Below are 13,767 nucleotides of genomic sequence, written 5' to 3'. Positions count from 1 at the left end.
ATATATTACTAGTTCGTTTTAATTTTATTACTTTAGATTATAAATCTAGAAAACACTTAATGTTTTTCAGTGACCTCGAATACCAGCATATTATTTTTATGACCAATGGTACCTCGATTCCTATTGATGAAATCATAAGGATTGAGGGGGAAATATTTGATGTCATGATGTTTCATTCCTGTGATAGGTTAGGAATTGAATAGGAAGATGATTTATGTATTATATTGATTAAGTCTTGCACTAATGTGTAGGGCTTTTTTTATGTAAAAAATGAAATGGAGGTAATATAATAATATGATAAAAAAGAAAATACCTATAGTGGAAGATGAAAAAATCAAAAGTTTTATAGACATGATTGCACCATCTATTATCAAATTTAACACGGATCACTTTATTTGTGGAAATACCTTTAGATGTGTATGGGCCTTAAGGGAATACCCTACAAATACAAATGAACAGGCAATCCTCCGTCACCTTGGAGAAAAGGATGGAGTTACCCTCAGAATCTATACAAGGCAGGTAACGCCAAATGAGGAAAAGAAAATCATTCATAATGCAGCCAATAAAAACAGGATGAATACTTCAAATACAAATGATTTACAGCAGACTGTAACAGCAGAAAGTAATCTGCAAGATGTGGTAACACTAGTATCTACCATGCATAGAAATAGGGAGCCACTATTTCATTGTGCAGTATATATTGAGCTTATTGCCAATGATTATGAGGAGTTAAAACTACTTCAGACAGATGTGTTAACTGAACTGGTAAGAAGTAAATTAAATGTAGATAGGCTAATGCTTCGCCAACAGCAAGGGTTTTTATGTGTTGGACCAGCAGGAAGAAATGTATTTGACACTCGATATGAAAGGGTACTGCCTGCATCTTCTGTAGCTAATCTTTATCCTTTTAACTATTCAGGCAAAACAGATAGCAATGGATTTTATCTAGGAAGAGATAAATTTGGTTCAAATATTATCGTAGATTTTGATAAAAGAGATGATGATAAAACCAACCCCTGTATTCTGATTTTGGGAAATTCCGGGCAGGGGAAAAGCTATTTATTAAAGCTAATCCTCTGTAATATTTTAGAATCAGGAAAGAATGTAATATGTTTAGATCCTGAGCATGAATATGTTGAGTTAGCTGAAAATACAGGTGGATGCTTTGTAGATTTAATGAGTGGGGAATATATGATTAATCCGCTAGAACCTAAAACTTGGGATGAGGAAGGAAGTCCACATGATAATGATGCCCCTCTTGCATTTAGACAATCAACTAAGTTAAGTCAGCATATTAGTTTTTTAAAGGACTTTTTCCGTTCATATAAAGACTTTGAAGATAAGCATATTGATGTAATTGAAATTATGCTGGGAAAGCTTTATACCAAATATAAGATCAGTGACAGTACAGATTTTACTAGGCTGGAATCCATGGACTATCCTATTTTATCAGATTTTCATCTATTAATAGAGGAAGAATACAAAGGCTATGATGATGAAAAGTACCAACTCTATACTAAAGAATTATTACAGGAAATACTCCTTGGACTTCACTCCATGTGCCAAGGGGCAGAGAGTAAGTTTTTCAACGGACACACTAATATAAAATCAGATAGGTTTATTGTATTTGGGGTTAAAGGTCTACTTCAAGCTAGTAAAAATGTTAAAAATGCCCTTCTATTTAATGTATTATCCTTTATGTCAGATAAGCTACTAACAGAAGGAAATACTGCAGCAGGAATTGATGAATTATATTTATTCCTAACAAATCTTACAGCAATTGAGTATATTCGTAATTTTATGAAGCGAGTGCGAAAGAAAGAATCAGCAGTGATACTTAGCAGCCAAAACCTTGAAGACTTCAATATAGAAGGAATTAAGGAACTGACTAAACCGCTGTTTTCTATTCCAGCACACGCTTTTTTATTTAATGCAGGAAATATTGATAAGCAGTTTTACATGGATACACTGCAGCTTGAGGAATCAGAATATAATTTAATTAAATTTCCACAAAGGGGAGTCTGCTTATATAAATGTGGTAATGAAAGATATAACCTAGCTGTCCATGCTCCCTCATACAAGGAAAAGCTATTTGGAAAGGCAGGTGGCAGGTAGTGATAATTGAAAAATTTAAATCAATTATAAATCAAAAGGAAGATATTATAGGGGATTTAAAGGTGTGTATCAGTTATACCCCAAATAAAGATAATGACCTTTTATGTTTTATGGAGCAATATTTAAAGGCAGAAGAAAAAAATAGACCCCAAATATTAAAGGAAATAGAGAAATGTATTAATGGAGAAAAATATATAAATCCATTCCTAGCCTATAACTATTATGAAGATAAAGATATAAAAGAGCTAGATAATATTCTAGATGAATTTATTGATAAAGTAAGATTTATTAGCAAAGCATCTAATGATTTAGATGAGGAAGTTGAAAAGATTATTGGAGATACCATCTTTAAAATCAATGAACTTCATGATAAATGTTATGGAGAATTAATAGATTCTTGGAGAAATACAAGACTTGTAGAATTGATAGCTAGTTCTGTAAAATATCTAGGATATGAAAATGCCATAAACATTATAAATGAAAAAAGATTATGGTAAGGTGGTGAGAAGATGGATCTTAGGGAGCAAAAATTTGGTGTAGAAGTTGAAATGACAGGTATCACAAGAAAAAGAGCCGCACAGGTTATAGGCGAATATTTAAATGGTAGAGTAAATTATATGGGAGGGGGATATGGAAATTATACTGTAACAGATAATCAAAATAGAAAATGGCAGCTAGTAAGGGATGCTAGTATCACCTGCCAAAAGAAAGTAGGAAATAGAAAGCAAATAGCAGATGGCGAATATAGTGTTGAGTTAGTAAGTCCTATATGTTTTTATGAAGATATAGAAGATATTCAGGAGATGATAAGAGAATTAAGAAGGGCTGGGGCATTTTGTAATAAATCCTGTGGTATTCATATCCACATAAATGCAGCTCCCTTTAAGGCTTATCAGCTTAGAAATCTTGTGAATATTATAGCAGCAAAAGAAGATATGATCTATAAAGCATTAAAGGTAGATTCAGAAAGGGAAAGGAGATATTGCAGAAAGATAGATAAAGATTTTCTAGAAGAATTAAATAAAAAGAAGCCTAAAACAATCAGTGGAGTACAAAATCTTTGGTATAAGGGAAGGGATGGAAGTCATCAGCATTATCATGACAGCAGATATAGGTGCTTAAATTTACATTCTGTATTCCAAAAAGGTACAATAGAATTTCGTGCCTTTAATGGATCACTTCATGCAGGAAAACTTAAGGCTTACCTTCAATTTTGTATGGCAATTACAGCACAGGCCTATAATCAAAGGTCTGCAAGTCCAAGAAAAACTGTATCAGAGAATGAGAAATATACATTTAGAGGATGGCTTTTAAGACTCAACCTAATTGGGGATGAATTTAAAACAGCAAGAAAACATCTGCTAGATAATCTAGAAGGAAATATTGCTTGGAAGTCACCAGAGCAGGCTGAAGCACAAAAAGAAAGGCTAAGAAAAAAGAGAGAATTAGAACTTTTATGTCAGGAAGAAGAGATAGAAATCGAAAATAATGATATAGAAATAAATGAGCAGGAGGAAGATTCTCCTGCTTTTACTATGTCTATGAACTAAAAAGGAGGTCAATATGGAAGAAACAAATATGGCTAAAGATTCAATTTATAAACTATATATCGCCTATGGAAGTAATTTAAATTTAAATCAGATGAAGTACCGATGCCCCACTGCAAAGGTTATAGGTGCTTCGGAGTTAAAAGACTACGAACTTGTATTTCGAGGATCAAAGCATAGTGCAGTTGCAACTATTGAACCATGTGAAGGTGGTAAAGTTCCTATTTTACTGTGGAGTATAAAGCCAGAAGATGAAAAGGCCCTTGATAGGTATGAAGGATACCCAAGCTTTTATGGGAAATCTGGAGTAGATATTATTGTAGGTGATCATGAAGCCACAGCCATGGTTTATATAATGACAGAAGGCCATCGACTTGGAAATCCATCGGATAACTATTTAAAAACCATAGAAGAAGGTTATATTGATTCAGGATTTGACTTAGATATTTTATATAATGCAGTGGAAAAAACCCTTAGTCAAATGGAAGACTTTGAAGAAATAAAGAAAGAAGAAGTTGAACAGGGAGATATATTTGGGATGAAATGGTGGTGATATAAATGGCAGACCCTGGAACATTAGGGATTATTGTAAAAACAGCTTTAGCCGCTTTATCAGATGGAAGACTAAGAAAAGGGATAGGGTGGACTATTGCAGCAATCCTCTCTCCCTTTATATTAATCATTGTTGTTGTAATAAGTCTTCTCTCGGGAACAACAAACCATAACAATAATGCTATGTATTTATCTTTTGATGAAAGCAGTATATCAGCCAATATTCCAAAAGAATATAGGGGACATATAGAAGATATGCGTAGAAGTTTTGCAATGCTTGATGGAAAGATAAGGGATATAAATATGCAAATAGAGGATGGAAATAGTCTAGATTCCATTAGGATTAAGGCTATTTTTTATTCTCTGTATTTCGGCGAAAATCAACCGTCAAATATAGATAAAGCAAAGTTTGTAGATTGCTTTATTAAGTATGAAGAGCTTAAAAGAACTGTAACTGATGAAGGTAATGAATACGAAGAGACTTATATAGTGCCAGTAGCTATAACTAATCTATCAGAGGTTTATAAAAATATAGAAGAAAAGATGGGAAATTCTGTAGCTTATGAAAGCATGTCAAATGCTAATGAAATTTATTATAGGATACAATATGGAACCCCTGCCCCAAATGAAGGTGATGGTTTTACAGAATGGGAAGATTGGGTTCAAGGTTTAACTCCTGAAGAATTAGAAGATTTATATAATGATTTACCTAATAGTGATAAGGGTTCAAAGATTGTACAGCTAGCCATGTCAAGACTTGGAGACCCCTATTCACAAGAAAAAAGGGGACAAGGTAGATATACTGACTGCAGCTATTTAACCTTATGGAGCTATAGACAGATAGGTGTTAATCTTCCAGCAACTGCAGCAGAGCAGGCAAGATTTTGTGTAAAAAAGAAGATTACTATTTCAAAAAAAGACTTAGTACCTGGGGATTTAGTATTTTGGAGTCATAAACCAAATGGTAGATTTATGAATATTACTCATGTTGGAGTTTATGCAGGTGGTGGTAAGGTTGTCGATGCATCATATTCAAAAGGGAAGGTTGTATATAGAAATTTATTTGATTCTAATAAGCAAGTTTTATATGGAAGACCACATATTTTAAAATAAAAAGGAGGACCCTATGTTAATTACAAAAGGAGTATTTGAAAGAAAAATTCCAAGGTTTAATACAGAGGATTGTGTAATTGAAGGAATTGAATTGATGGATGAAAAGGAATTTAAAGAATTTAGTATGGATTTATTAAAGGACAGAGATTTTATTAAAGATAGGAAAGATGAAATGTATATAGATTCCACTGGGAAAGTTCATGCTCTATTGGCACTTAATATGGATAGTGGAGATGGGATTTTAATAGATAGCCAGGGCTATGACTATCCGAGAAATACTGCTTTTATGCCAAATATAAAATCTTATATTGATAAGCAGATATCTATGGTTGTAGATAAAATCATGGAAGAAGCCATGAGAAATACCTCCAATGGAAGTTGGGTAATATACTTTGATGAGATAGAAGAAAACTATGGTCTTATAATAAAGGAAAACAATGGAATAGGATCAATGGTACTGGCAGAATTAGAAAATAGGGAAGAACTTGCAGAGCTAGAAATAGGAGAGGATTGCTTTGATATGATGCTTTATATTGAGCATTGGAGTGAAATAAAACCATTTGAAAATATGGAAATGTAGGAGGAATATATATGGATAATATAGAAAAGAGAATTCGTATCTTAAAAATTGAACCACAAAGGCTACCCTATGAAAAGGAAATAAATAATGATTTAGAGGGTATCCAAGGGGAAGTCGAAGGATTATTTGAATGTATTTATCTAGATGATAATTGCATATTAGTATGTAATGAAGAAGGAAAAATAAATGGAATGGAATTAAATCGAAGGGTTGGTAATTATATTATTGCTGGTCCTTTTTTTATTGTAGGAGATAGCCAAGATGGAGAATTTATATCCCTTACTGATGACCAAATAGAAGAATATGCAGATGAATTTGGACAGATTCAAGAATTTACTGGGGAAGAACCAGAAGCACAGCCAAGGATGGAGTTTATAGGATTTGACTTTTAAGGAGGGTAATGTAGATGAAAAAAGATATTGTTAGGGTAGATTTTAATGCCGAAAAATTAAGAGCTATAAACCTATATATGGAGAAAAAAGAATTGGATCTGGAAGATGAACTAATGGATCAACTTCAAAAACAATATGAGAAATATGTTCCAGCCAATGTAAGAGAATATATTGATGAAAAGCAAGAAGATGAAAAAAAGAAGAGAAGACCTAAAAAATCAGCTGAAAAGCAGGTAAATGCTAATATACCATCAATAAAAGAGGAATAAGACAATTTTTGAGAGCCACATGGCCCTTGTGTGCCCTTTAAAGGAAGGGGTTGGTATGTTTATACCTAATATAAAGTAAATCAAAATTTGGGGCGAATGTGCCGACTACCACGAATAGTATAGAAGTGGCTAAACTACTGGGTTATAGGTGATTGTTATTAGAATAATAGGGGTGAACCACCCTATTGATTTCTGTGCAGGATAAAGGAAGGTGGTCAAAAGATTCCACCTTCCAGTCACATCCCCCGGCAGTGCCGTGGGTTGAAGGAATTAAGCTAGGTGGTCGGAAAATGGGGTTTGTGCTGTCATAGGTGGTCACTATCTAGTAAGAACCCCATAAAACAAGGACTTAATAGGTGTACCCTATAGGTGGTCAAGGGAAAATAATAGATGTTTGAGGTGTGATAAATTGACAGAGAAAAAGAATTCAGTAAAGAAAAGGACAGCAGTATGGTTATATCCTGAAACAATGGAAGAGATGGATAGTTTACTAGAAAGGGATAATTGCAAAAGCAGAAGTGAATTTATAGATAAGGCTTTAAACTTTTATATGGGATATTTATTAAGTGAAGATACTACAGGATATCTGTCTAAGATATTAATTTCAGCCATGCAAGGAATACTTAAAGAAACAGAAAATAGAAACGCTAATAATTTATTTCGTCTATCAGTTGAAATGAGTATGATGATGAATATACTCGCCGCAGGGTTAGAAATTAGTGATGAAGAACTTCGTAGTCTTAGGGGAAGATGTGTCCAGCAAGTAAGAAAAACAAGAGGTAAAATATCCATGGAGGAGGCGGTAAAGTTTCAGCAAGGAATTGGAGAGTGATAGTCCATGGCAAGGCTAATTTTAAAATGCCCTTATTTTAAAGGAGGAAGTAAAAGAGCATCAGCCCACCTTGGAAATTTAGTAAATTATATAGCTACTCGTGATGGAGTAGAAAAAATTAATATAGAGAATGGAAATCTTTCTTCTACAACAAAACAGGAAGAACTAATATTGCAACTGATTAAAGAATTTCCAAATACCAAAAATTTATTTGAGTATGAAGACTATATTAAAAATCCAACATTAGAAAATGCCTCTGAATTTATTTCCATAGCAATAGAAGAAAATTTCGATAAGATTGGAAAACGAAAAAACTATGTGGATTATATTGCAAATAGGCCAAGGGTAGAAAGAATGGGAAAGCATGGTCTCTTTACTGGTGGGGATGATAACCTAGTTCTTAGTAGGATTGCAGATGAAGTTGTAAATCATGAGGGAAATGTTTGGACTCCAATTATTTCACTTAGAAGAGAAGATGCTAAAAGACTTGGTTTTGATAATGCCGAAAGCTGGCATAATATGCTTTCCTATTATGCTATAGACATTGCTGAATCTTTAAAGATAAAGCCTGAGAACTTTCAGTGGTATGCAGCCTTTCATAATGAGGGTCATCATCCCCATATCCATATGATTTGTTATTCAACAGATCCAAAGGAAGGATACCTAACTAAAAAAGGTATAGAGAAGATGAAATCAGGATTTGTAAAAAATATCTTTGGTCAAGAGCTAAAAGAAATCTATATAGAACAAAGTAAAAGAAGGGATAAACTAAAAGAAGAATCAAGGGAAGTGTTATTAAAGCTAATCTCTGAAATGGAAAAGGATACTTTTCAAAACAGTAATGTAGAAGAATTATTTATAGGGTTTGCAGAAAGATTGAAATTCAGCAAAGGAAAGAAACAGTATGGATATTTACAACCAAAGCTTAAAGCTATGGTAGATGAGATTGTAGATGAACTAGCTAAGGATGAAAGGATAAGCAAGGCATATGGCTTATGGTATGAAATGCGTAAGGAAGTTCTTAATAGCTATATAGATAACCTACCAGAGCCTTTACCATTATCAAAACAAAAAGAATTTAAATCAGTAAAAAACATGATTATTAAAGAGGCAGATAATTTTAATAAAGGCATCTTTTCCTTTGAAGAAATAACCAATGATGATATTGATATTGTTGATGAAGAAATAGATAAAGTAATGGATAATAGAGCTGAAGAAAATACAGAATTTATTGAGCTAGAAGGCGGCAACTTAGATTTAACCAATGAAATAGAAGTTAGTGAGGATATAGCTGAAGATGTTTATGTCAGGTGGAGTGATGATTATAAAAGGGCTTGCAAATTCTTATATGGTACAGATGATATAGTACAAGATTTTAAGGATGCCCTTTATTTATTTCAATCTGAAGCTGAAAAAGGAAATGCCCTGGCCATGTTGAATATGGGAAGAATCTTTGCAGATGGTCTTGGTGTAGAAATTGATATGGAAGAATCATATAGATGGTATGAAAAAGCTCTTAATGCCTTTCATAAGGTAGAAGATAAAAAGTCTTGGAAATATACAGAGTACTGTACAGGTAAAATGTACTCACAAGGACTTGGAACAGAAGTAGATTATGAAAGAGCAGCATACTGGCTTAGTCTATCAGCAGAGGAAGGATACAAGTTTGCAGAGTATTCCCTGGGTGGTCTTTATTACAGGGGTCAAGGTGTTGAGCAAAGTTGTGAAAGAGCCTTTGAGCTATATTTAAAATCTGCAAAACAGAGTTTCCCCTATGCTGAATTCGAACTGGCAAAGATGTATCATGATGGGATTGGAACTAATAGAAATGAGGAAGAGTCAAATAAATATTTCTCATCTGCCTTTATGGGATTTAAAAAACTAGAAAAGAAAAGTCACGATGATAAAATTCAATATAGGCTTGGTTGGATGCTTCAAAATGGAGTTGGTACTGAAAAAGATATAGGAAAAGCAAAAGAATATTATGAAAAGTCAGCAAGGCTTGGAAATACATTTGCATGTTATTCCCTTGCAAAATTAATTCTTGCAGAGGAAAATCCAGAAAAAGAAGAAGTTAAAAAAGCAATTGATTATTTAAAACAGACATCGGACACTGGAAATCAATTTGCTCAGTATTCCCTCGGGAAACTTCATCTAAATGGGGAGTATGTAGATAAAAATATACTGAAAGCTTTGGAATTATTTAAACTATCAGCAGAAGAAGGAAATGAATATGCAGCATATCAGCTTGGTAAATTATATTTGAAGGGAGAAGACATAACAAAAGATATTTCATCGGCAGTAAAATGGCTTAAGTTATCTTCAGAAAAAGGAAATCAATATGGACAGTATTTATTAGGAAAAATATATTTAATGGGTGAAGGGGTGCCAAGGGATAAGAAAGAAGCAATAAAGTGGTTTACATTATCTGCTGAACAAGGAAATGAATATGCTCAGTTTTTTCTAGATAATATGGATAAGTTTTATAACCCATCTGTTTCACTTGCAGTATCAAAGATGTTTCATCATATGAGTAAAACATTTGAAGATAATGTTCCATTAAAGTCATCTGGAGTTGGAGTTAAGATTGATAGCAAGCTATTGAAAAAACTAAGAGAAAAGAAGATGGCACAGGGACACAAGAAAGATGACTATGAAGAGCAGAATCTTGAATTATAGGATTAAAGGAGAGATAATAATGTCTACTTATATTCATTTTACAGAAGAACAAAAACAGCGAGCAAATGAAATTGATCTTGTAAATTTTCTTGAAGCACATGGAGAAAAACTACTTAAATCAGGAAGAGAAAAAAGACTAGACAGTGATCGCAGCATAACTATCAGGGGAAATAGGTGGTATGATCATAGTAATGGGGAAGGTGGTTTAGCAATTGATTTTGTTCAATATTTTTACCAAATGAGTTTCCCGGATGCAGTTACATTCTTGCTAGGAGATGGTTATGGGGAAACATATAAAAGAGCAGAAGAGAATAAACAAGAAGATAAAAAACCTTTCGCTTTGCCAAATAAGAATATTAATATGCGTAGGGTTTTTGCTTATTTAATAAAGAAAAGACATATAGATAGGGATATAATCAGTTTTTTTGCAAAAGAAAAATTAATATATGAAAGCTGTGAATTATCAAAGGATAAAACAAGGGAATATCATAATGCGGTATTTGTTGGTTTCGATGAAAATAAGGTTCCAAGACATGGCCATAAGCAAGGATTATATAGCATTGGTAAACCTTTTAAAGGAAATATTGATGGCAGTAATCCATGCTATAGCTTTAATTATATTGGAAAGAGTAATAGGCTTTATGTCTTTGAGGCACCTATTGACATGTTATCCTTTATTACAATATATCAGAAGGATTGGCAGTCCAATAGTTATATATCATTATGTGGATTATCAGAACAGGCAATGTTAAAGATGCTTGAAGTAAATCCTCATATTGATTATGTAATATTATGTTTAGATCATGATAATGCAGGTATTGAAACAAGCGAAAAGTTCTACGATATATTGACCTATAAGAAAATAGGGTGTGGTAAGCTTATGCCTGAATATAAAGACTGGAACGAAGACCTAAAAGCAAGTCTTAATCTTCCTGCAATACCAGCAGAGGAACATCCACATTATCCTTTACGAGATAAAATCTGTTTAGAGATTTACAACCTAATATCCCAGCTGAAAGAAAAAGATATTTCTTTACAAGAGTTAAATAAATTATTCCAAAAAACCAAAACAAGTAATATGGAGCAGATAGTTGAAACTTTAAAACAACTATCTGCTTTTTCTTTGCTTTTAGCTGAAAAGGAATATAAGCAACTAGGAAGTAGCCAGGATATAGATCTAGTTAAGAATAGATTTTACCATGGATTTAAAGCATATGAGAATCGCAGTAGACTCAATAATCGTTTAGATATGATTGGACAGGAAATATTAAAAATCAGTGGGTCTGAAGGAATTATTTCCAAAGATGAAAAATTAAATATTGCAAAAGCTTATGAAGCAATTGCCCAACATAGTTTAAAGGCAATTATTTTGATTGAACTACAAGAACAAAAGCAGGAACAAAGACAAGATCAAAATCAAATCAAGGAGATGATTATGTAGTTGAAGAAAAGATAAATTCTATAATGTGATTTTAAAGTGCGGAAGATGAAAGGGGGTTGATTTATGGACTCGCAAGTATATTGGCTTATGGGAATGGCGGCTTTGATGTTTATGGTAATAGGTGGTATTTCACTAATTGCACACTATTATACCTTAAATGGAATTAAGTCAAAAACAGTTGGTGATGGTCAACATGGCACAGCTAGATTTGCTACTAAGAATGAAATTCTAAAAACCTATAAGCATGTACCATTTAATGTTTCAGATTGGAGGCAAGGAAAGAATTTACCTACAGAGCAAGGGATCATAGTTGGGTGTAAGGGAGCTAAAAATAATGTAATAGCACTTGTAGATACTGCAGATGTCCATTGTCTTATGATTGGTGCAGCAGGTGTAGGAAAAACTGCATTTTTTCTTTATCCTAACTTGGAATATGCCTGTGCAACTGGAATGAGTTTTATAACTACGGATACAAAAGGAGATCTAGCCAGAAACTATGGAAGGATTGCTAAAGAATGCTATGGATATAATATTGCAGTTATAGATTTAAGAAATCCAACACGAAGTGATGGCAACAATTTATTGCATTTGGTTAATAAGTATATGGACAAATATAGGGAAGATAATAATGATATCTCAGCAAAAGCAAAGGCTGAAAAATATGCAAAAATTATCTCCAAGACTATTATAAATTCCACAGGTGATAGTTCTGCCTATGGACAAAATGCCTTCTTTTATGATGCAGCTGAAGGACTCTTAACTGCTGTTATTTTACTTATAGCAGAGTATCTTCCACCTACAAAAGAAGATGGTGAAGTAGCAGATACCAGGCATATAATTAGTGTATTCAAAATGGTACAGGATTTAATGGAACCAAGTAAAGTAAAGGGAAAAAGTCAATTTCAGTTACTAATGGATAAACTTCCACCAGAACATAAGGCGAGATGGTTTGCAGGTGCAGCTTTGAACTCAGCTGAACAAGCAATGGCATCAGTTCTATCTACAGTACTGTCAAGACTTAATGCATTTTTAGACACAGAAATGGAACAGATTTTGTGTTTTGATACAGCAATTGATGCGGAAACCTTCTGTAATAAAAAATCTGCTATTTTTTTAATACTTCCGGAGGAAGATAATACGAAGTATTTTATGGTAAGCTTATTTTTACAGCAGTTCTATCGTGAAATGTTAACAGTAGCTGATGAAAATGGGGGAAAGCTTCCAAATCGAGTAATGATTTATGCAGATGAAATAGGTACAATTCCAAAAATAGAATCTTTTGAAATGATGCTTAGTGCAGGTCGTTCCAGAAAAATATCATTAGTACCCATTATTCAATCCTTTGCACAGCTTGATAAAAACTATGGAAAGGAAGGTAGTGAAATCATAACTGATAATTGTCAGTTAACTATATTTGGAGGATTTGCACCCAATTCAGAAACAGCTGAAGTCTTATCAAAGGCACTTGGCAGTAGAACTGTTATGAGTGGAAGTATTAGCAGGGGTAAAAATGATCCTTCCCAAAGCTTACAGATGATGGAGAGGCCACTTTTAACAGCCGATGAATTAAAGTCTTTACCAAAGGGAAATTTTGTAATCATGAAAACCGGGGTGCATCCAATGAGGACTGTACTTCGGTTGTTTTTAGACTGGGGTATCACTTTTGGTAAACCATATATTATGGATGAAAAATCCCATCGAAGGGTTTTATATGCAGATAAAGAAACCTTAGAAGAAAATATTGAAGAACAAGGGATAGATGAAGATATTGAAGAAATGGAATCAGGAGATATAAAAAGTAAAAGTGGTGGAATATCACATAATCCATCATCAAAAATAGATCCAATTAATAAAAAGAGAAGGTCGACACTAAGAACATAGGAGGGATAAGGTTTGAGTTATTTTGGAACAATTTATTCCTATACATCGGATGAACTTCCAACCCGTGCAAAAACAGTATATATGTATCTAAAAGATAGAAGTGATGCAAAGGGAGAATGCTGGCCAGCTATAAATACCATTGCAAGGGAAACTTCCATGTCAAGGAGTACAGTAAAACGAGGTATAGCTGATCTTATACGATGTGGTCTACTTACCAAAGAACCACGGTATAGAGAAAATGGAAGTAATTCATCCAATAGATATCTTTTGAAAAAATAATGGGATATAAGTGAAGAAGATAAGCTATCCGCCAAGAGGATAGTTTGTCTTTTACATGGACTGAGGTGGAGTTCAGGGTGAACCTAC

The 13,767-nt window shown here is 33.4% G+C and carries 14 protein-coding genes; all 14 read left to right on the top strand.

What is annotated here, in order from left to right; genetic code table 11:
• Positions 1-203: hypothetical protein (locus tag K8M07_RS03950; RefSeq protein ID WP_223376589.1), on the top strand; the 203-nt coding region annotated here is incomplete at its 5' end.
• Positions 204-294: 91 nt separating this feature from the next.
• Positions 295-2,115, top strand: coding sequence for a VirB4 family type IV secretion system protein (locus K8M07_RS03945; protein WP_223376588.1), 1,821 nt, complete (start codon positions 295-297; stop codon positions 2,113-2,115).
• On the top strand, positions 2,115-2,612 hold the full coding sequence (locus tag K8M07_RS03940) for a hypothetical protein (RefSeq protein ID WP_223376587.1): 498 nt from the start codon (positions 2,115-2,117) through the stop codon (positions 2,610-2,612). The genes K8M07_RS03945 and K8M07_RS03940 overlap by 1 nt, the downstream gene beginning before the upstream one ends.
• 12 nt (positions 2,613-2,624) lie before the next feature.
• A complete protein-coding gene (locus tag K8M07_RS03935; protein ID WP_223376586.1) occupies positions 2,625-3,665 on the top strand; it encodes an amidoligase family protein in 1,041 nt (346 codons plus the stop codon).
• 13 nt (positions 3,666-3,678) lie between these two features.
• Positions 3,679-4,215: a gamma-glutamylcyclotransferase family protein gene (locus K8M07_RS03930; RefSeq protein ID WP_223376585.1), complete on the top strand. Its 537-nt coding sequence runs from the start codon at positions 3,679-3,681 to the stop codon at positions 4,213-4,215.
• 5 nt (positions 4,216-4,220) lie between these two features.
• Positions 4,221-5,327: a C40 family peptidase gene (locus tag K8M07_RS03925; RefSeq protein WP_223376584.1), complete on the top strand. Its 1,107-nt coding sequence runs from the start codon at positions 4,221-4,223 to the stop codon at positions 5,325-5,327.
• Between the two features lie 13 nt (positions 5,328-5,340).
• Entirely contained in the window at positions 5,341-5,907 is a 567-nt protein-coding gene (locus tag K8M07_RS03920; RefSeq protein ID WP_223376583.1) for a DUF6329 domain-containing protein, read from the top strand.
• Positions 5,908-5,918: 11 nt separating this feature from the next.
• On the top strand, positions 5,919-6,299 hold the full coding sequence (locus tag K8M07_RS03915; protein WP_223376582.1) for a DUF3846 domain-containing protein: 381 nt from the start codon (positions 5,919-5,921) through the stop codon (positions 6,297-6,299).
• 14 nt (positions 6,300-6,313) lie between these two features.
• Positions 6,314-6,568 (top strand): DUF6103 family protein, encoded by a 255-nt coding sequence (locus K8M07_RS03910; protein ID WP_223376581.1) that lies wholly within the window; start codon positions 6,314-6,316, stop codon positions 6,566-6,568.
• 409 nt (positions 6,569-6,977) lie between these two features.
• Positions 6,978-7,400, top strand: coding sequence for a hypothetical protein (locus K8M07_RS03905; protein ID WP_223376580.1), 423 nt, complete (start codon positions 6,978-6,980; stop codon positions 7,398-7,400).
• Positions 7,401-7,406: 6 nt separating this feature from the next.
• The gene (gene mobP3, locus K8M07_RS03900; RefSeq protein ID WP_223376579.1) at positions 7,407-10,079 is read left to right on the top strand and encodes a MobP3 family relaxase; all 2,673 of its coding nucleotides are present in this window, start codon (positions 7,407-7,409) and stop codon (positions 10,077-10,079) included.
• A 19-nt stretch (positions 10,080-10,098) separates the two neighbouring features.
• Positions 10,099-11,520 carry a DUF3991 and toprim domain-containing protein gene (locus K8M07_RS03895; RefSeq protein ID WP_223376578.1) on the top strand — a complete coding sequence of 474 codons (1,422 nt, stop codon included), beginning with the start codon at positions 10,099-10,101 and terminating at the stop codon, positions 11,518-11,520.
• 63 nt (positions 11,521-11,583) lie between these two features.
• Complete coding sequence (locus K8M07_RS03890) at positions 11,584-13,401, top strand: VirD4-like conjugal transfer protein, CD1115 family (protein WP_223376577.1); 1,818 nt, start codon at positions 11,584-11,586, stop codon at positions 13,399-13,401.
• Between the two features lie 12 nt (positions 13,402-13,413).
• Entirely contained in the window at positions 13,414-13,680 is a 267-nt protein-coding gene (locus tag K8M07_RS03885; protein WP_223376576.1) for a helix-turn-helix domain-containing protein, read from the top strand.
• The last annotated feature ends 87 nt before the right edge of the window (positions 13,681-13,767 follow it).

Origin of the sequence: Schnuerera sp. xch1 (assembly GCF_019931165.1) — a bacterium.
GTDB lineage: Bacteria > Bacillota > Clostridia > Tissierellales > Tepidimicrobiaceae > JAIOUP01.
The sequence above is the reverse complement of the archived record's forward strand: the minus strand, read 5'-3'. Positions and strand labels throughout refer to the sequence as shown.